This is a genomic window from Methanothrix soehngenii GP6, from assembly GCF_000204415.1.
GTDB classification, from domain to species: Archaea; Halobacteriota; Methanosarcinia; order Methanotrichales; family Methanotrichaceae; genus Methanothrix; species Methanothrix soehngenii.
In genome coordinates this window covers 843,746-862,758 of sequence record NC_015416.1, presented here as the reverse complement: position 1 = coordinate 862,758, position 19,013 = coordinate 843,746, and the positions used below count along the sequence as shown (strand labels likewise).

Sequence of the window (19,013 nt, the reverse complement as noted above, 5' to 3'; positions counted from 1 at the left end):
GCCTCATGGAATACGACTCCACACCCGAGTTTGATGAGCAATTTTCGAAGCTCATCAGGAAGAACAGGGCGCTGGAGGTGCGACTTCTCAAAAAGATAAGGCAAATCCTTGATAATCCATCGATCGGCACCCCAAAGCTTCACCAGCTTAGACACGCTCGCGGCTCCCACGTGGATCCATATGTAATCGTCTATGCAGTCAAAGGCGACATAATCACATTTTTATATGTAGATCATCATGATTTTGTTTATCAGAAGGCATCGGAAATCATGGCAAGATGGGAAATGGAAATCGGAGATTAAATAATAATGTTTTAGATGCACGCCGAATACAATGATATTCTTAGCGCCCTATCCCTCAGGTCTCTGTTCTTCTTGGTCAGACGCTTGAAGTTCCGATCAATGCGGGCGATAAACGCTGAATGTACGCCATCGAAGTCTTATGTTTCTCTAGATGATCTATAAACTCATCTGCATTGCGAAATCGCTTTCCTAGACCTGCTCTGATCTCAGACTCTCCTTCCAGGGTTCCGGCCACTATTCTTGGATTCTCCTCTGGTGGTACCGTTTTCTTTCCAGGCATCTCGGCGACTTTCGCATTCATCTATCTGATCTTCAATCCAATTCGTTAAGCATTTTTCGGTGTTGATGCCAAGAGCAGTTCTATAATTCCTCTTCAAAGTAGTCTGCATCCAGCCTTTTGATCTCATAGGTCACATCATTCGTTACACCAATCCCATAGTCTATCATTAGCTCGGCAAGCTTCTCTCCGTCAATCAGCACGATCTTCTTCTCAATCCTGGTGACGTAATCCAGTGCATCCGGGCTGAATTGCGATGTCGTGATGAGCACGCCTTTTCGGGCTCTGTGTCCCTCCAGGCTCCCGGCAAAGGCCTGCACCACCTGCCTGCCAATAGTTCTCCCTCCCATCTCTTGGCCTGCAGATAGATGGCATCCAAACCGAGCCGGTCCTCTTTGATGATGCCGTCCACTCCGCCATCGCCGCTTCCGCCCACCGCTTCTCCGGCGTCCTGGCGAGAGCTGCCATAGCCCATGGCCACCAATAACTCCACCACCAGATGCTCAAAGTGGAGTGATACTTTAATGCAAAAATTCTTCAGGCGGGCTCAGCCAACGTTTGAACTGCGCTATAAGAAATTCAGGCCATTATTATGGCTAATTTAAATCAACGCAAACTATTTTTTAGTGGGCGACGCGAGTCGGGCCTCCGGCCCTCCCGCGGGAGTGCCCTGGGCCCCCTCAACGCCGGGGTGGCTTGGATACAACGAGGTGAGCCGTTGATTGGATTGAGATATATCTGATATGATATTCTTCCGCTGGGAAGCATCTCCCTTCGATCGGATTCGGTTATATTGAAATTGCGGGAGAGTGCATCTCTTGCCTCTCTCTGTTTGTGCTCAAGGCCGTCGGCTGCGAAATTGAGCAGCGGCAGCATGAAGCTCTGATAATCAGGAACTGCCATTATCTGACCTCCAGATTTGTATTGCTATTGCGATTCTTCGACAATCCTGTGGAACCCAAGAAAATCGTACCTTGTTCTCAGAAGTCATATGGTATCCCTTCATCTACCAATATTACATTCTCAAAATTCTTGACGAACCAATCTCTCGATTCGGTATGAATTGGAACTAAATAATCTGGATCTACTTGATCAATAACCCATTTAAGATCCTCGCGAGATGCATGGCCCGAAGCATGAAACCGCTTATCAAAGGTTGGATAGTAATTGCCGCCATCTTCTTTCTCCACAGAAAACCCAACCGGATCTATCTTGAAATGCTCCAGCCAATGCCAAAGCCGCACAAAATCGATCTCCATTTCCTCGCTGAACGCCTCGCAAGCAGAATAGATGTAAGTGCCGCCATTCGGTTTTATATCGAGAAGATGTTTCATATCGAAGAATGAAAAGCAGAGAATAAAGTTATCGGGATTCTCTCGTATCGTTTCATGGTTAACATATTGATCAAAGAATAACGGTTGAACTACTTCCTGCTCCCATTTTCGCGACTTATTTCCAATCTCGCTGTATACCCGCAAGGAATCCATTTTACATGCATTATCTATGCAAGCAAGAGCCTGGAGCATATAAATGTCCTTAGCTGGCACTACAAGCTCTCTGCCCATCTTCTCTGCAATATTTTGGAAGGATTCAAGACGCTCAAAGTTCCGAGCGGAAAAATCTGCGATAATAAGACCTGATGCTGACCCTACCTTGTCCCTGCAAACTTCGCATACGGACTTCTCTGATGTTGTTCCGTTATCTGGTGAATCATTCCGCCCGGCACGAGTTCCCTCTGTGATTAAGATAGATGCGTCTTTTGCCTTTTTAACAAAATCGCGCGTTGCGTCTCCATTCCTCCCGTGTAGCCTGAAGTCTCCTGTGTATGCTATTGTAGTGTCTCCTTGCAGGATATAAGCGGTTGCCCCAAAGATGGAGTGATCCACAGGATGTGCTGAGATCTCGAATGGGTAGGCGGCATTATCATAGAAGCTGCATGTTCCTGGCTCCAATTTCTTTGCTCTCTTGCCGTCTTGTCCTGGCCTTCTTGAAAGAAAGTTAGTCAACTCCTCGGATGGCTTCTTGGTACAGCAGAAGTCTCTGCCCTGGTAGTTTATGGTGGCAACTGAAGAAAGATACAAACCCATCTCATCAGATGGCTGCCTGGGAGAAAAATAAGTAGTATCACCTTCTAGTGATGTGCTGGCGGTATCCTGCATTCCTTTCATGATGACTATGGTTTCCGGCGAAGCTACAATAGGAATGTCTTTTCGAAGCATTCCGATGTTTCCGCAGTGATCCATATGGGCGTGAGAGAGGAGAACAGCAGCAACATTTAATGATGGGTATTGGCTGATAGAAAGATCACTGGGAATGAGATCCGGTCGATAGATATTGAGCTTTGGCATGAGGTCTAGATAAATGAGGTCGTGGATACCGCGAGTATCACGGTTCTTTAGAAACTCTTCGTAAAAGGCCCCATATTTCCCGAAGTTTTTCCCAAAATCCAGAAGAACCCCTTTGCCTCCTTCTTCAAGATATAGCTTGTTTCCTCCTATGCCATTGGCTCCATCATAAACCGTAAGTGCTACCACTTTATTTCCTCCTGATTACTTCGTGCTGTCTTCAACTATCTTTTTTTCATCCTCCGTCAGCCCATAAAGCTCGTAGACCAGGCCATCTATCTGCCGGTCGGTGACCTCAATTTGCCGCTGGAGGGCGGTCTCGTCATGGGGCGTGCGGGCCTCCTGGAGCTGCTTGTGAAGGGCAAGCATCCGATCCACCAGGGAGACCATGCGTGAATCCTCCCTCTTTACGGGGAATGCAGCAAGTTGCTTTTTTGGTACGTGTTTAGCTCACACTTGCTTTTTAAGATTTAGCCACCAAACAGAAATAAATTAGACCAGAAAAATTAAGTAATATTATGGTAATATTCTTTTATTGAGAGTATGGACGAATCCGAGATTATCCGGCAACTTCGAGAGCAAAATGAGTTATTAAGGCTTGAGAATGAAATGCTCAAAGCCAGGATCCGTGAGCTAGAAGCCCGATTAGCTAAATACGAGAATGCCCATACTCCGCCAAGTCTTCGACGTGGCCGCAATCTCAAAAAGGATAAGACCAACAAGGGAAAGCCCGGCCAAAAGGTCGGGCATAAAGGTATGACCAGACCGTTGGCTATCCCTGATAGCCAAGTGGAGGTTACAGCCGATCGATGTCCGGATTGCGGAGCAAAGCTTAACCTTCCTTTTCGATTTGAATCTAAGGTTATCGAGGAAATTCCCGAACCACAACCGGTCATAGTCACTGAATACAAAATAGCCCATTACATATGTCCATGCTGCCGGAAAGAAGTCGTTGCTCGCGATGCAAATTGCCCGCATGAAGGCAAATTCGGAAATAACGTTATCGCGCAGGCGACCTTGATGAGATACGAAGACCGGCTGCCTCACAGAAAGATTCAGGATACACTGAAACGAATTCATGGCCTGGCATTGAGCCCTGCCACGATATTCGATTTAACTCGCCGTGCTGGCGAAGCAGTTCGGCCGGAATACGATGCTATCTTGGAACGGATTCGTGGCGCTCCGATCCTTTACGTGGATGAAACGGGAATTCATGTCCAGGGAGAAAAGCACTGGATCTGGACATTCACTACGCCATCTGAGACATTTTTTGTGATTCGGAAGAGCCGAGGAACGAATGTCCTGATAGAAGTCTTGACGCGCAGATTCAGAGGGATAATCGTATGTGACGGATGGAAACCGTATGCTAGATTCACAAAGAACTTGCAGCGATGTTGGGCCCATCTACTTCGAGAATCGAAAGATCTTTCTGAGAAGTTTGGTGAAGCGGTTCCTTTACATGAAGCACTCAAGGGTCTCTATGAATCGCTGACCAAGTCTCTAGAATGCGAGCCTCCGCCAGAGGTGAGAATGAATATCTGGCAATCGGCACGAGAAGTGCTACAGCATTGGATCGACAGAGAGTACTTGGAAGTTAAGGTCAGGAAATTCATTGGAAAAATCAGCAATGGCTTTGACTACTGGTTCACGTTCATTCTTAATCCAGGTGTGGAGACAACCAATAATAGGGCAGAGAGAGCTTTGCGGCCACATGTTGTGCTGAGAAAAATCTTGGGAACTTTGAGAAATAGAAAGGGAACTGCTATTCATGAGCTAATCATGACGGTGCTGGCAACATGGGGACAAAGAGGATTGGATTGTCTCCAAATGTTAACCATAAGACTAGCCAGCTAAACACGTACCTTTTTTGTAAACCATGGGTATAATTTATCATGAATCGAATACTTGTTTACTAAGTACCATGAACAAATACGGGAAAGTAGTATGCCCAAGATATGTTTCAATTCATCTATATCATCTCTTTCAGATATAATTATATATAGTGATTGATCTAACGCAACTGCACCTTCAAAGAGCATACCGTGAAGCTTCGTACCTATAATTTTTCGGATGGCTAGTTTAGGCTTAAAGAAGAATTCTGGAGACCTTGGTTCAGCCAACCATGGCCCGTAAGAAATATATGTATCGTTTGAGCTGAATGTAAAACGATCTACATGTTTGCCTTTTATTTCTAGCAGATATGTATCATCTAAAGGTCTATCTGCATGATACGAGCAAACCTCTTTGTCTTTTAATGTTTGTGGACCTGTGCCGAATTTAGATTTACCGTATCCGTCTGTCCTATAAGCATGAATCCCTCTGTTGATCTTAAAGTCTTGACTAAGTGGTTCAGAATCATATTCCATTTTTTTGATTATTTTATCAAAATTAGAATTCTTTCTGGGATTGATTAAACCATCTACTATGCACTGATTAGGGTCTATTTCGTTTATGGTTTCATGGATTTTTGGTGTGAAAAAGCGATCTATACTTATCAAACTAGGTGGACCAGAAACGTCAACCAAAAATATGGAATTTTCAATGGTTACTTTGTCGAATACAGGGTAATCAAATATTGATATTGATTTAATATTATGTTTTTCTAGTAAGTGATTGCGAACTTTTGAAAAGTACTCTGAATTGAGCCATGAGTCAGGTATTATAAACGAGAACATACTGCCAGGATTGGATAATGATAGGGATCTATCTATGAAATAGACATAGAAGTCCGTCTGATATTGGGCTAATTTATACTTCTTAGTGAAATATTCTAAATTTACTTGTCCGGCAGAATATAAATAAGGCGGGTTTCCAATGATCACATTGAATCCGCCTCTTTGCATGGCATATGGAAACTCCATCACCCAGTCAAACGGATTGATCCTCTCGATATCCTCCTGTCCAAGATCCGGATTGTCCTCCAGGATGTCCCAGCCGATCAATGAATTCCCGCACTTGATGTTCTTGCTTAGATCCGGCAGCGCCCTTTCAGAAAAGAGCGTGAGCTGCTTGGAGATCGTCTCCTCGTTCTCCCCCTCCAGCACCTTCAGGAGAAGCGAGAGCTTGGTCACCTCCACCGCCTGGCGGTCGATGTCCACTCCGTAGATGTTATTCAAGAGAATCCTCTTTCTCTCCGCCGTGGTCAGCCTCCACTCCCCGCCCCGGCCCTGAAAGACTGGCAGCTCCGGCTCCCTCTCCTTCTTCCTGCCCTTACTCGCCCCCTCAATTCCCGGCAGCATATGCCTTATCTGGATGGACGATGGCCTCAGGCCGCTCTCCAGCAACGGCACAAGGTTTTGCACATACCATTCTCTATGCCAGTCCAGCAGATGCTGATAGGCCACAATGAGAAATGAGCCCGAGCCGCAGGCCGGATCAAGAACGCTTATCTTCGTTGCATCCGACGGCGTCTTCTCTTCCAATGTGGGCCACAGGGTGTTCTTCACAATATAGTCCACGATGTAGGCCGGGGTGTACTTGACCCCGCCCGCTTTTTTCACCTCGGGCTTGTCCTCCACCACCGCCCGGTGGCCGTCGGTGAGGCGAATGACCTTTCCCAAAAACTGCTCATACACCTGGCCTAAGATCTCCGCCGGCAGGACTGAGAACTCATAAGGGCTGTCCGGATAGTAGAGCCGGCGGATAATGTCTTTTAAAGGTTTGTCATCGATATTTAGCCGCAGGCTGAGAGTGTCCGGATTTTCCCTGCCCGATTCTTTTTCGAAATGGAATATGCCGGAGTTGTAGCGCTCGTCCGCCCGACGGAACAGCTCACAGAGCCTGGGGTAGACCCTCTCCCCAGAGAGGAGGTCCTCCATCTTCATCAGCCTCTCAATCCCCCGGTCCTCGCATATCCTGAGGAAGACTATGCGGTTGACCGTCGCCTGAACTGCATAGTTGAGCTCCCTGGTGTCCAGCTCCGGATTTCGCAGGGCGATATTTCTGGCCAGGATCTCCCTCCAGCCGGCGATCTCCTCCAGGAAGGCAGAATCCACCTGGGCCGTGCCTCTCTTGCCCCTTTTATCCCGGGCATATTTATCAAAAGAGCCTTTAAGGATGGCGTTCTTGGAGAATATGGCCGCAATCTCATCCCACTGCTCCAGATAATCCCTGCAAGTCAGATAGAGTATCCGCCCTTTGGAGGGCATATCCTTCTTGTCCGGCTTCACAGTGCAGTCGTAGACAGAGAACTCCTCGAAGTCGGTGAGGATGGACAGGGGCAGCTTTGCCGTCCAGGCATATCGTCGCAGCTGGAAGGCAGGGTGAATGTCCTCTCTGATGTCCACCGAGGGCTTCTTGGTCTCCAAAAAGAACTTGCGCTGGCCGCCGATGCGAAAAGAGTAGTCCGGAGCCCTGGTGGTGCCGCCCACCCTGATGGCGTCCTCATGGATCACATCCTTGTAGGCCTCGGCAAACCCCTGCTCGTTATCGATATCCCAGCCCAGGGCCTTGAAGAGAGGATCGACAAACTCTCGTCGAACCTGGGTCTCATTGTAGTGCCCTGACTTGTAGGCCTCCCGATTGCTCTCGAACCTCTCCACAAGCTCCACGATCTCTTTAGGTGCCGCCAAATCAGTCTCCCCTCGGATATCCAACCACCTAACACACAAAAAGCCTTTTGGTGACTGCTCCCCGCCCTAAAGAGCAGGGCTTCCACGGCTTCCTGTGCCGACAGATTGCAATCCCAATCTGAGAATATTTATCGCTGCGTTCCAATCCCGGTCCATCGACAGCCCGCACTGAGTGCAGTTATGGACTCTATCGGACAGCGACTTTTCAATGAGAGTACCACACCTGGAACACATCTTAGACGTATTCCTTGGATCTACCAGGACCACCACCGAACCGGCACTTGCAGCCTTGTAAGAGGTTAAAGTCACTAGCATGTTCCAAGCTACGTCTGAGATGCTTTTAGCCAGGCAATGATTATGAACCATGCCTTTGATGTTAAGATCTTCAAAAGCTATTAGACCAAATCTATCTACCAAGTTATGACTAACCTGATGGGCAAACTCATATCGCTTGTTAGCTATCCGCTCATGGACTCGCTCAACAACCTTAAGAGCTTTCTTGCGATCTGGAGTTCCTTTAGGAGCCTTAGAGAGTTTCCTTTGGGCTCTAGCTAACTCCTGTTCTTCTTCTCGGAAGAATCGAGGATTAGCTATCGTCTCACCATTGGAAAAGGTGGCGAAGCTCTCAAGGCCGACATCAATACCTACTACAGCCCCATCTTTCCAGGGAGGGAGAGGAACATCTTCAGTTTCGACGGAGAAGCATGCAAACCATTTGCCTGTGGCTGTCCTTCTGACGGTCAGCCGTTTGATCTTGCCTTCTATCTGGCGATGTAGCTTGATCTTGATATCGCCTATCTTGGGAAGACGTACCATGCCGTTAACAAGATTGCCGCCCTTCTCAGGTTGTGGATAAGTAAATGAATCGTACCAACCCTTCCCTCGGAATCTGGGATATCCGGATTCTTCTCCCGCCTTAACCCTTCTGAAAAAGGCTTTAAAGGCTAGATCTACCCGCTCCTGAACATTCTGAAGGGTCTGAGCATATACGTCTCTCAGTTCGGGTTTATCCTCTTTCCAACCGGGAAGAAGAGCGTTCGTTTCATATTTGGAAACTGATTTGCCTTCATTCTCCCAGGCGTTCTTTCTGTATGCTAGAGTCTGGTTGTATGTCCATCGGCACAAGTCCAGCGTTCGCTCCATCTTGGCTATCTGAGACTTCACATGAAAAACTTAAAAAAACAAGATGCTGCGGATCATCCGCATCCCTCCTTCAAATCTTTCTCCACCAAGTATCCTGCCTGACTGATGATCTTTATCATCTCGTCGATATCCATCATTCTTATGGGCGAAACAGAGCTGGGAATTTTTGGTTTGGTTTTCGTGACCTCTGGTTCTTGATAATTCTCCATGCGTCTTCGGTTAGCAGATCATTCCTAGCACAATCGTTATAAATGCACATTAATTTATCTTCTGAAATAGTTCATCTAATAAGATTTATATGGAATATGTGATACTATATTCAATCCAAGGGATTAGCATGCGAAAAGGAGTATCACAAATTGAGAAAGATATAGTCGAGCAAGAACTAACCAGGATGTTTGAATCCAAGTGGATTCGAGATAAAGCAAGAGAGAGCGGATTGATCGAAAGAGAAAGAAAGATTGATCCAGTGATAATGTTTTGGACTCTCGCTATCGGCTATGGCTCACAGTTGTATCGAACTATAGTGGAGTTGAAACGCGTTTACGAAGTCAGAGGGAAAGTATCAATTTCAGACAGCAGTTGGCATGATCGTTTCACTCCAGAACTGGTAAAATTTCTCAGAGAATGTGTGATTCACGGCATAGAGCACATTTCTGAAGAACCCAGTAGGATTTTGGGTGACCGTCTAGCTAGCTTTCGGGATGTAATGATTCAAGATAGCACTATTATTCGGCTTCATAAAAGCCTTGCTGATAAGTGGCCAGCCACTCGTTCCCGAAAAGTGGCTGCAGGAGTAAAAGTGGCATTTTTAACAAGTGCCATAGCCAATAGTCCAAAAAGCATTTCGATACTGCCTGAGAATACCAACGATGTAAAGACCTTAAAAATAGGTCCCTGGGTAAAAGATATAATATTATTAATAGATCTAGGATTTTACAAATATCAACTGTTCAGCAGGATAGTTGAAAACGGCGGATCCTTTGTCTCTCGCCTCAAGAGCAATGCAAATCCCTTAATAGTAGGAACAAATCAGGTACGCAATACCCGTGGCGTTGATCTAAACGGGAAACATTTGAAAGATATTAAACTAGAAAAATCCGATGATATTTTTGATGTAAATGTGGAAGTATCATTTGACCGAAGATCCTATCGCGGCGAGAGCAAAAAAGATAATAAGATATTTAGATTAGTCGCCATTTATAATACCGAAGCAGAAGAACATCACTTTTATCTAACTAATATTTCATCAGATATATTAAATGCTTCAGAGGTTGCAGCGGTTTATTCTGGGAGATGGGAAGTCGAACTCATCTTCAAAGAATTGAAGAGCAGATATGCGCTAGATCAGATAACAACAAAGAGCCCATACGCGATTGAGGCCTTAATCTGGGTCTCAATTTTGACGCTTCTTGTCAGCAGAAAATTGTATTCGATAGTGCGAAAACTAAATCCCGGTGCCAAAATGGTTCGCTTTACTCAATTGAGATGGAGTAACATCTTTGTCCAAAATTCCTCGCATCTATTGTCTGCGATATTGGATTACCTTGGAATAGAGCATGATTTCTCTACAGTCTTAAATGTGTGTTCAAGTGAGGCACTTGATCCGCATGTCAATAGAGAACGATTCAGGGAGGGATTGTGGTCTTAACCGAAGACGCATGGATAATTCTCGTGATTCATAAGCAAATGATAGATGATGCAGAGCACTTTTCTGGCGAGCGCAACGGTTGCAATATTCTTCTTTCCGCACCTTGCCAATATCCTCTGGAAGAATCTCATTAACCTTGAATTCTTCTTGGTCCTGGATATGGCTTTTGCAACTTCCACCAAGATCCTTCGCATATGCTTAGATCCCGTCTTAGTGATCTTCCCAGTTCGCAGCTTCCCTGCCGATTGGTAGACCGAAGGCACAATACCGAAGTATTTTGCCATCTTATCCGCACTCGGAAAGTCCCTGTAATCTCCCATTTCTGCAATAATGGTAGCTGCCGAAATGAATCCAACACCTGGAACAGACAAAATAATTTTCAAATCATCCTCGAAGGGTTTGACTTTTTCGGCGATCTCAGCTTCCAGAATTTTTATCTTCTTGCTAATATCATCTATGACATCAAGATTTGCCTTGATCAAAAATACCTGAACGGGATCTAATCCATTCTTGATGGCTTCTCTGAGTTCGTCCTCCTTTTTCCGAATCCTCTTCGAAGGTATTCCAGATATGATCTGATCGATCGTCTTTCCTTCCAGAAGCCTATCAATGATATATCTTCCAGATTTGCCAAAAGAGTCGGATATGACTGAGGAGAGCTTGATGCAGCAGGTCGAAAGTGATTGATGAATCTGGTTCTTGATTTTGGACCTTGCATTGACCAGTGTCTCACGAGCACGAGTTATGCTTCTTAGATCTCGGTAGTCTTTTGGATAGATTCTGGAGGGCGTGATGAGATTATTGAGACAATATATCGCGATTCGTTCCGAATCAAGTTTATCGGTTTTCTTGTGCTCAATATTCCGGATCTGATATGCATTGGCCAGGATAAATTCGACATGACCTTCTAGAATGGTGAAGATAGGATACCAAAAACCTCCCGTGGATTCTACAGCCAGCCTCTGGCATCTGTGGTTTATTATCCAGGATCTGAATGCCAAGAGGCCATCTTGGTTCATATTAAAACGTTCTTGGAGCTTCAATCCACTTCGGGATATCATTGTAGCAATAAGAAAATCCCTGTGGATATCTGCTCCGCAAACTATTTCCTTATCTGAGTCCATCGTCTCACTTGCCTGATATGGGCAGATGATGATCACTCGTGCGTGCAACTTCACATACGCGTTCAAAGACGCATTTGGGCATCCACGAGATCATGGTTGTCTTTGTGTCGAGATCATGTCTCAGGTCACAGATCAACCTTCACTGCCCATATCAGCCTTGCCTATGGCTCTATGGGTTTTTCATGCTTTGGGCATGATCCCCGCCTGAGGATCATGGGCTCTTTGTGGTTGGGTCAGAGCACAGCAGCTTTCCACTGAGGCAAAAAGACACAGAGAATTTCCGATTCAAGTCTGCCCATACCAAATAGCGAGTAGCCTTTTTTAGCTTGCTCTGATCAATCGTTTGCTTCCTCGCATGAGCCTCGAAAGAGGCAGACGATGCCAGCTGCTAAGAGGACGGCGATGATTCCGGTGAGAAAGATGCCATCGAAGACCCCTGCTCCGCCTATGGACAGCACAACCGGCTGAGCGCGGAGAAGCTGCAGGGGGGATAGGGCAGGCAGGATCCCTGGGGTGAGCAGGCTGAGGATGTCCGCTCCAATCAATGTTCCTATGGTGCCGCTGATATAAGCCAGAGGAGGGGAGCGGCGATATCCTCTGGCCAGGGCCAAGCCCATTACCGCTGCCAGAAGAGGGGAGAGCCAGAAGGGCAGGACTATTCCCTCGCCGGGAATGGCCTCTGCGACATAGTAGGTGACGGCGGCCACCACCGCCACGCCGAGGACGGATTTGAAAAACGATGCCCGGCCCCGGAGGATGAGATGTGCGGAGACGACCAGAGGTATGATGCAACCTCCGACGTTCACCGCTAGATAGAGGGGATGAAAGGTGGTGGGAAATGCTGCCGGGTATTGGCTCATCGCCGTCATGTACCATCCAGGGTAAGCGGAGATTGGGGACTCCATGAGTGGGATGTCCACCAGGCTTCCCAGAATGCAGCCGAAGACTGCCAGGGTGGCAGTCCAGTGGCTGAAGCCGACCATCTCGAAGGCGGACCGGGATAGATGCAAAAAGAGGAAGATGAATATCAGGGGCAGGGCTAGGATCAGAAGCAGGATGATGACTGTGATGGGCAGTATTAAGATCTCAAACAGGATATTCGCTCCGGATTGATATCTGCTTGAAGGTAAATAGAGTTTTCTGGCATGTGGAATGTTTTAGTAATTTAAAATTATATATTTTCATTAGGATATATAATCATGCCAGGAACCGTCATGATTATATAAATAATGCTCTACTGTATGCAGAACATAAGCAATAAAAGAGGGGGTAGTGTATTTCCTTTTCTGTAAAATGATATAAAGGCCCTGTACCCACTATATGTTTGGAAACAAGGAGGATACAGAGCCATGGAGATATTTGATCTGCTAGAAGATTACCTTGTCAATGTCCCGATTGCGATCGGGACTCTTTCCCCGTAGGTGAAAGATCAGGATGACGGATTAAAGAAGCTACTGACCTGGTTCTTGAACCTGGTCATGCAATTAGAGGCGATACAGCAATCAGGAGCCGAGCCCTATGAGCGAAATGACACGCGAACAACTCAACGCAATGGCTATAAAGAGCGATCTCTTAAAACGCGTGTTGGAGACCTGGAACTTAAAAAACCTCAATTCAGAGACCTTTCGTTTAAATCCTGTGTTTTTAGTGAAACCCACATGAGCACATTGCTCATGCAAGAAGGATGAAAACCTGATATCATTGCAAAGCCATTAATTGCTTTGATATGGGCGGTGAAGGCAGTCCGCCGTTTAGGGGCGTAGACCTCGTTAGTGAAACTAGCCAAATCCCGCGGATGCAAGAATGCGTCAGTAGAACGCGAATGCGAATGAGCACCCTTTGAGGATTAAGTTATCCGCCCATATCAGGACGGGAACAATCATGGAACTGCAGAGGAATAAAGTTTGTGGCATTGACGTGCACAAACGATTTCTGATAGCAACAATCCTTTGCCGAGACGGGAAGAAGGATACTCAACGCTTTAGCGTTACCCTGGAAGATCTCTTAAAATTTAGAGATTGGGTTATCGAAAATGGATGTGAACAGGTTGCCATAGAATCAACTGGAATCTATTGGCATCCTGTTCACTCTGTTCTTGAGGGAAAGATCGACTTGATTGTGGCGAATTCCTACAAAATTAAGCACACGCCAGGAAGAAAGACTGATGTCAGCGATTCCGAATGGATTGCTGAACTTTGTCTCAACGGCATGATTGAGCCTTCCAGGATTTTTCCTAAAGATGATCGAGAGTTAAGAAGGCTAACCAGAGCCAGAGAGGGTTACGTCAAGCAGATGACTCAGGAAAAGAACAAGATACACCATGGAGTGAACCCCTCCGAGTGGACAAAAAGTTAAGCAATGCCGACTCATGGAGGGAAGTGCATGAAGAAGACCAGGCGGCGTTACGACCGGGACTTCAAGATATCAGTATTAGCCGAACTTGAGGCAGGCAAGCCACTTGCTCAGATCGCCCGCGAATATGGCATCCATCCGAGTCTTCCTTGCCGATGGAAGGCAGAGCTGGCTGAAAATCCCGAAAAAGCATTCATGGGTAACGGAAACAAGTACAAAGATCAGGCGAAGATTGCAGAATTGGAGAGACTTCTGGGCCAGGCTCATGCTGAAATTGACCTTTTAAAAAAAGCCTTCGCCATGACCCAGAAGAAGGTCCGCGAGGAGAGACGAAAGCCGATGTTGAGGGACGACATATGATCATTCAGGAAGCTCAATCAGATGGCCTTCTGTTGCCAATATCTCACTCCTGCTTGGCGCTGGATGTGAGTCGCAGCGGTTACTACGAGTGGTTGAAGCGGTCCGAAAAGTTCACTGCGGAGAATAGCGAATCTTCGGATCTGGTTAACCAGATTCAAGAGATAGCTTTGGAGTTTCCTTATTACGGGTACAGGAGAATTACAGCAGAACTTCAAAATCGCGGCTATGCGGTCAACCATAAGCGCGTGCTGAGGCTCATGCGCCAGGAGAAGTTGCTTTGCTATAAGAAGAAGTTCAAGCCGGTAACAACCGATTCCACTCATGGTCTGCCGGTCTATCCTAACCTTCTAAAAGGCAGGGAAATCACGGGACTGAACCAGGCATGGGCTTCTGATATCACTTATGTCCAGCTGCAGCACGAGCATATCTTTCTCGCGGTTATCCTGGATCTCTACAGCAGAAAGTGCATCGGGTGGGAGCTGAGCAGGAGCATAAGAAGCGATCTGGCCATGAGTGCTCTGGCAAAGGCATTGAAGAACCGTTCCAAGGAATCCCTTGAGGGTCTTATTCATCATTCTGATCAAGGCGTTCAGTATGCGTCCAAGGATTATGTAGACTGTCTTAAGGCGCATGACATCCAGATCAGCATGTCGAGAAAAGGAAATCCTTATGACAATGCTTTTGCTGAGAGTTTTATAAAAACACTGAAGGTCGAGGAGGTATATCTCAATGAATATGAGACATTTGAAGATGCATTCAGGAACATATGCAACTTTATTGAAAATGTGTACAACCATAAGAGGCTGCATTCAGCTCTCAATTACAGATCTCCGGTTCAGTTCGAAGTGGAGGTTGCCTTAAATACCATTGCTTAACTATTTGTCCATTATCAGGGGTGCAGTCCACAGATTCGTCCTGGCGAGTAACGATAAGACTCTCGAGGGGGAATTGATGCTTCAATATTACAAAGGCCAAAACGCTGTCGAGAAAGGCTTTCGATTCCTAAAAGACAAAAGCTTCCGAGTGGCAGAAGTCTATCTCAAGAAAGAGGAAAGGATCGAAGCTCTATCCATGATAATGGTTCTATCTCTGTTGATCTATTCGATTGCAGAATGGATGATTCGGAAGAGGCTGAAAGAATCAGGAGAAACTGTGTTAAACCAGCTAGGGAAACCCACGCAATGTCCTACGTTGAAATGGATATTCCAAAAGTTCAGGAATATAAATGAGGCAATTATTGAACTGAAGGGATCGGTTCATCGAGAGGTCATTAATCTAAATGAAGAACAAATTAAAATTATCAAGTTGTTCGGCCTAGGATGTGAAAAATGCTATATCGGATGAGAGACATGCGGGATGTGGGTCAAATGGTGTCTGGGCTCCCTAAATTTAGTATCACAAAATCCCACATAGCCATATTTCATGGTCGTTGGGCTACTGAGCGCCCTGATGGCAAGCTGCAAGGAACTGCCACGCTCACCTAACACATTTTTATTTTTAAGCGAATACCCTGATGCTTGCATCGGGGATAAAGGGCATCCGTGTCCAACTTAGGGATTGAATCAGATCCGAGTAGTACTATCTTTTTGCGGCGACGCCTCGGATGCCCCGTCTGCTTGCAGCGAGGTGCGTCGCCGCCGTTTCGCATGAAAAACCCGAAAAATTGATTTAACCGAACCCTCCTATGCTATCGCTCTTCGTAACAACATAACCTGCCCGCACGATGCAGTCAATCATCTCTTGGATCGACATCTCAATAGGAGACGGCGGTATTAAGGGCTTCTGACGCATATTCTTCTTATCTCTGTCTTCAATATACATTTCTTGATTTATGAGAAGATGGTGAAGAATGCACAGGACCTTTCTTGCCAGAGCAACCGCTGCTACTTTAGATCCCTTCTTGGCTTGAATCCTCAGGAAGAATTTCTTCAGCTTGGAATCCTTGGTTCTCGATATGGCATAGGCGACCTGGATCAGCATTCTTCGGATATGCTTGGAGCCTTGTTTGGTTATCCCTCCAAGGATTGTCTTTTCTGCTGACTGATATAAAGAAGGAACAAGGCCACACCATGCGGCAAGCTGCTCTGGCTTTTTGAAATCAGTATAGTTGCCAATTTCCGCCAGAATGGCAGTTGCAGAAACAAAACCTGTCCCAGGTATAGACATTGCAATGGCTAAATCGTTCTTACGATATTGAATTCTGGCGCTAATCTCTCCATCCAGCTCATCTATCCTCTCCTGGATGGATTTCATCAAGCTCAGAGAACCCCTAATCAAAATGACCTGAGAGACATCCAGACGACTCTTGATAGACTCTTTAATTTGATCCGCCTTTTTCTTAAGTCGTCCAGATGGAATGCCGTCAATTATATCATCAATCTCTCTTCCTTCTAGAACGCAATTCAAGAGGTACATCCCGGACTTGCCAAAAATATCAGAGATAACTGAGGCCAACTTGATGCATGCAGAATCGAGAGATTGGTGTATCTTGTTCTTTTCCTGAGTCATCTGCTTGACGTAACCCTCTCTGGCTCTGGTTAGCCTTCTTAACTCTCGATCATCTTTAGGAAAAATCCTGGAAGGCTCAATCATGCCGTTGAGACAAAGTTCAGCAATCCATTCGGAATCGCTGACATCAGTCTTTCTTCCTGGCGTGTGCTTAATTTTGTAGGAATTCGCCACAATCAAGTCGATCTTTCCCTCAAGAACAGAGTGAACAGGATGCCAATAGATTCCAGTTGATTCTATGGCAACCTGTTCACATCCATTCGCATGAAAAACCCGAAAAATTGATTTAACCGAACCCTCCTATGCTATCGCTCTTCGTAACAACATAACCTGCCCGCACGATGTAGTCAATCATCTCTTGGATCGACATCTCAATAGGAGACGGCGGTATTAAGGGCTTATGATGCATATTCTTCTTATCTCTGTCTTCAAGATACATTTCTTGATTTATGAGAAGATGGTGAAGAATGCATAGGACCTTTCTTGCCAGAGCAACCGCTGCTACTTTAGATCCCTTCTTGGCTTGAATCCTCAAGAAGAATTTCTTCAGCTTGGAATCCTTGGTTCTCGATATGGCATAGGCGACCTGAATCAGCATTCTTCGGATATGCTTGGAGCCTTGTTTGGTTATCCCTCCAAGGATTGTCTTTTCTGCTGACTGATATAAAGAAGGAACAAGGCCACACCATGCGGCAAGCTGCTCTGGCTTTTCGAAATCAGTATAGTTGCCAATTTCCGCCAGAATGGCAGTAGCAGAAACAAAACCTGTCCCAGGTATAGACATTGCAATGGCTAAATCATTCTTACGATATTGAATTCTGGCGCTAATCTCCCCATCCAGCTCATCTATCCTCTCCTGGATGGATTTCATCAAGCTCAGAGAGCCCCTAATCAAAATGACCTGAGAGACATCCAGACGACTCTTGATAGACTCTTTAATTTGATCCGCCTTTTTCTTAAGTCGTCCAGATGGAATGCCGTCAATTATATCATCAATCTCTCTTCCTTCTAGAACGCAATTCAAGAGGTACATCCCGGACTTGCCAAAAATATCAGAGATAACTGAGGCCAACTTGATGCATGCAGAATCGAGAGATTGGTGGACTGCACCCCTGATAATGGACAAATAGTTAAGCAATGGTATTTAAGGCAACCTCCACTTCGAACTGAACCGGAGATCTGTAATTGAGAGCTGAATGCAGCCTCTTATGGTTGTACACATTTTCAATAAAGTTGCATATGTTCCTGAATGCATCTTCAAATGTCTCATATTCATTGAGATATACCTCCTCGACCTTCAGTGTTTTTATAAAACTCTCAGCAAAAGCATTGTCATAAGGATTTCCTTTTCTCGACATGCTGATCTGGATGTCATGCGCCTTAAGACAGTCTACATAATCCTTGGACGCATACTGAACGCCTTGATCAGAATGATGAATAAGACCCTCAAGGGATTCCTTGGAACGGTTCTTCAATGCCTTTGCCAGAGCACTCATGGCCAGATCGCTTCTTATGCTCCTGCTCAGCTCCCACCCGATGCACTTTCTGCTGTAGAGATCCAGGATAACCGCGAGAAAGATATGCTCGTGCTGCAGCTGGACATAAGTGATATCAGAAGCCCATGCCTGGTTCAGTCCCGTGATTTCCCTGCCTTTTAGAAGGTTAGGATAGACCGGCAGACCATGAGTGGAATCGGTTGTTACCGGCTTGAACTTCTTCTTATAGCAAAGCAACTTCTCCTGGCGCATGAGCCTCAGCACGCGCTTATGGTTGACCGCATAGCCGCGATTTTGAAGTTCTGCTGTAATTCTCCTGTACCCGTAATAAGGAAACTCCAAAGCTATCTCTTGAATCTGGTTAACCAGATCCGAAGATTCGCTATTCTCCGCAGTGAACTTTTCGGACCGCTTCAACCACTCGTAGTAACCGCTGCGACTCACATCCAGCGCCAAGCAGGAGTGAGATATTGGCAACAGAAGGCCATCTGATTGAGCTTCCTGAATGATCATATGTCGTCCCTCAACATCGGCTTTCGTCTCTCCTCGCGGACCTTCTTCTGGGTCATGGCGAAGGCTTTTTTTAAAAGGTCAATTTCAGCATGAGCCTGGCCCAGAAGTCTCTCCAATTCTGCAATCTTCGCCTGATCTTTGTACTTGTTTCCGTTACCCATGAATGCTTTTTCGGGATTTTCAGCCAGCTCTGCCTTCCATCGGCAAGGAAGACTCGGATGGATGCCATATTCGCGGGCGATCTGAGCAAGTGGCTTGCCTGCCTCAAGTTCGGCTAATACTGATATCTTGAAGTCCCGGTCGTAACGCCGCCTGGTCTTCTTCATGCACTTCCCTCCATGAGTCGGCATTGCTTAACTTTTTGTCCACTC

Annotated in this window: 16 protein-coding genes and 5 pseudogenes; 8 read left to right on the top strand and 13 right to left on the bottom strand. The window is 46.0% G+C overall.

The window, feature by feature from the left end; genetic code table 11:
• Positions 1-5: 5 nt before the first annotated feature.
• The gene (locus MCON_RS04355; protein ID WP_013718804.1) at positions 6-302 is read left to right on the top strand and encodes a type II toxin-antitoxin system RelE family toxin; all 297 of its coding nucleotides are present in this window, start codon (positions 6-8) and stop codon (positions 300-302) included.
• Between the two features lie 76 nt (positions 303-378).
• Here the strand turns inward: MCON_RS04355 and MCON_RS04350 are convergent, their stop codons facing one another.
• The 5 genes and pseudogenes from MCON_RS04350 to MCON_RS04330 form a co-directional block, all read right to left on the bottom strand.
• Positions 379-603, bottom strand: a complete 225-nt coding sequence (locus MCON_RS04350) for a hypothetical protein (RefSeq protein WP_013718803.1) — start codon at positions 601-603, stop codon at positions 379-381.
• A gap of 59 nt (positions 604-662) precedes the next feature.
• A pseudogene (locus MCON_RS17100) lies at positions 663-1,087 on the bottom strand (restriction endonuclease); the annotation flags it as partial.
• 98 nt (positions 1,088-1,185) lie between these two features.
• Positions 1,186-1,455, bottom strand: coding sequence for a winged helix-turn-helix domain-containing protein (locus MCON_RS17095; RefSeq protein ID WP_232844374.1), 270 nt, complete (start codon positions 1,453-1,455; stop codon positions 1,186-1,188).
• Between the two features lie 104 nt (positions 1,456-1,559).
• Complete coding sequence (locus MCON_RS04335; protein ID WP_013718801.1) at positions 1,560-3,113, bottom strand: MBL fold metallo-hydrolase RNA specificity domain-containing protein; 1,554 nt, start codon at positions 3,111-3,113, stop codon at positions 1,560-1,562.
• 15 nt (positions 3,114-3,128) lie between these two features.
• Complete coding sequence (locus tag MCON_RS04330; protein WP_013718800.1) at positions 3,129-3,314, bottom strand: hypothetical protein; 186 nt, start codon at positions 3,312-3,314, stop codon at positions 3,129-3,131.
• Between the two features lie 153 nt (positions 3,315-3,467).
• On the opposite strand from MCON_RS04330, the gene tnpC reads away from it, so the two are divergent.
• The gene (gene tnpC, locus MCON_RS04325; RefSeq protein ID WP_013718799.1) at positions 3,468-4,778 is read left to right on the top strand and encodes an IS66 family transposase; all 1,311 of its coding nucleotides are present in this window, start codon (positions 3,468-3,470) and stop codon (positions 4,776-4,778) included.
• Here the strand turns inward: tnpC and MCON_RS04320 are convergent.
• The 3 genes from MCON_RS04320 to MCON_RS16010 form a co-directional block, all read right to left on the bottom strand.
• Positions 4,775-7,495: an Eco57I restriction-modification methylase domain-containing protein gene (locus tag MCON_RS04320; protein WP_013718798.1), complete on the bottom strand. Its 2,721-nt coding sequence runs from the start codon at positions 7,493-7,495 to the stop codon at positions 4,775-4,777. The two genes, tnpC and MCON_RS04320, sit on opposite strands and share 4 nt — an antisense overlap.
• 66 nt (positions 7,496-7,561) lie before the next feature.
• Complete coding sequence (locus MCON_RS04315) at positions 7,562-8,659, bottom strand: RNA-guided endonuclease InsQ/TnpB family protein (RefSeq protein ID WP_013718797.1); 1,098 nt, start codon at positions 8,657-8,659, stop codon at positions 7,562-7,564.
• A 32-nt stretch (positions 8,660-8,691) separates the two neighbouring features.
• The gene (locus MCON_RS16010) at positions 8,692-8,847 is read right to left on the bottom strand and encodes a hypothetical protein (RefSeq protein WP_013718796.1); all 156 of its coding nucleotides are present in this window, start codon (positions 8,845-8,847) and stop codon (positions 8,692-8,694) included.
• Positions 8,848-8,975: 128 nt separating this feature from the next.
• On the opposite strand from MCON_RS16010, the gene MCON_RS04310 reads away from it, so the two are divergent.
• Positions 8,976-10,289 (top strand): IS4 family transposase, encoded by a 1,314-nt coding sequence (locus MCON_RS04310; protein ID WP_083804753.1) that lies wholly within the window; start codon positions 8,976-8,978, stop codon positions 10,287-10,289.
• On the opposite strand, the gene MCON_RS04305 is transcribed toward MCON_RS04310, so the two are convergent.
• Positions 10,286-11,413, bottom strand: a complete 1,128-nt coding sequence (locus MCON_RS04305) for an IS110 family RNA-guided transposase (protein WP_232844339.1) — start codon at positions 11,411-11,413, stop codon at positions 10,286-10,288. The two genes, MCON_RS04310 and MCON_RS04305, sit on opposite strands and share 4 nt — an antisense overlap.
• Positions 11,414-11,748: 335 nt before the next feature.
• Positions 11,749-12,318 (bottom strand): DUF1614 domain-containing protein, encoded by a 570-nt coding sequence (locus MCON_RS04300; protein WP_232844338.1) that lies wholly within the window; start codon positions 12,316-12,318, stop codon positions 11,749-11,751.
• On the opposite strand from MCON_RS04300, the gene MCON_RS16645 reads away from it, so the two are divergent.
• The 5 genes and pseudogenes from MCON_RS16645 to MCON_RS04275 form a co-directional block, all read left to right on the top strand.
• Positions 12,317-12,526, top strand: coding sequence for a hypothetical protein (locus MCON_RS16645; protein ID WP_232844337.1), 210 nt, complete (start codon positions 12,317-12,319; stop codon positions 12,524-12,526). The two genes, MCON_RS04300 and MCON_RS16645, sit on opposite strands and share 2 nt — an antisense overlap.
• Positions 12,527-12,834: 308 nt before the next feature.
• Positions 12,835-13,065, top strand: a pseudogene (locus MCON_RS17090) (transposase); the annotation flags it as partial.
• 229 nt (positions 13,066-13,294) lie between these two features.
• Positions 13,295-13,768, top strand: coding sequence for an IS110 family transposase (locus MCON_RS04290; RefSeq protein WP_052297524.1), 474 nt, complete (start codon positions 13,295-13,297; stop codon positions 13,766-13,768).
• Between the two features lie 27 nt (positions 13,769-13,795).
• Positions 13,796-15,000, top strand: a pseudogene (locus MCON_RS04280) (IS3 family transposase).
• 31 nt (positions 15,001-15,031) lie between these two features.
• Positions 15,032-15,469 (top strand): annotated as a pseudogene (locus MCON_RS04275) (IS1634 family transposase); the annotation flags it as partial.
• Positions 15,470-15,793: 324 nt separating this feature from the next.
• Here the strand turns inward: MCON_RS04275 and MCON_RS04270 are convergent.
• The 3 genes and pseudogenes from MCON_RS04270 to MCON_RS04260 form a co-directional block, all read right to left on the bottom strand.
• Complete coding sequence (locus MCON_RS04270; RefSeq protein ID WP_083804669.1) at positions 15,794-16,915, bottom strand: IS110 family RNA-guided transposase; 1,122 nt, start codon at positions 16,913-16,915, stop codon at positions 15,794-15,796.
• Between the two features lie 4 nt (positions 16,916-16,919).
• The gene (locus MCON_RS04265; protein WP_013718789.1) at positions 16,920-17,771 is read right to left on the bottom strand and encodes an IS110 family RNA-guided transposase; all 852 of its coding nucleotides are present in this window, start codon (positions 17,769-17,771) and stop codon (positions 16,920-16,922) included.
• A pseudogene (locus MCON_RS04260) lies at positions 17,764-18,968 on the bottom strand (IS3 family transposase). Before MCON_RS04260 ends, MCON_RS04265 begins: the two are co-directional and overlap by 8 nt.
• Positions 18,969-19,013 lie beyond the last annotated feature (45 nt).

Bases quoted from the DNA above. Each gene is read 5' to 3' on its own strand.
- MCON_RS04355 (WP_013718804.1), top strand. From the start codon at position 6: ATGGAATACGACTCCACACCCGAGTTTGATGAGCAATTTTCGAAGCTC.
- MCON_RS04350 (WP_013718803.1), bottom strand. From the start codon at position 603: ATGAATGCGAAAGTCGCCGAGATGCCTGGAAAGAAAACGGTACCACCA.
- MCON_RS17095 (WP_232844374.1), bottom strand. From the start codon at position 1,455: ATGCTGCCGCTGCTCAATTTCGCAGCCGACGGCCTTGAGCACAAACAG.
- MCON_RS04330 (WP_013718800.1), bottom strand. From the start codon at position 3,314: ATGGTCTCCCTGGTGGATCGGATGCTTGCCCTTCACAAGCAGCTCCAG.
- tnpC (WP_013718799.1), top strand. From the start codon at position 3,468: ATGGACGAATCCGAGATTATCCGGCAACTTCGAGAGCAAAATGAGTTA.
- MCON_RS16010 (WP_013718796.1), bottom strand. From the start codon at position 8,847: ATGGAGAATTATCAAGAACCAGAGGTCACGAAAACCAAACCAAAAATT.
- MCON_RS04310 (WP_083804753.1), top strand. From the start codon at position 8,976: ATGCGAAAAGGAGTATCACAAATTGAGAAAGATATAGTCGAGCAAGAA.
- MCON_RS04305 (WP_232844339.1), bottom strand. From the start codon at position 11,413: ATGGACTCAGATAAGGAAATAGTTTGCGGAGCAGATATCCACAGGGAT.
- MCON_RS16645 (WP_232844337.1), top strand. From the start codon at position 12,317: ATGAGTGGGATGTCCACCAGGCTTCCCAGAATGCAGCCGAAGACTGCC.
- MCON_RS04300 (WP_232844338.1), bottom strand. From the start codon at position 12,318: ATGGAGTCCCCAATCTCCGCTTACCCTGGATGGTACATGACGGCGATG.
- MCON_RS04290 (WP_052297524.1), top strand. From the start codon at position 13,295: ATGGAACTGCAGAGGAATAAAGTTTGTGGCATTGACGTGCACAAACGA.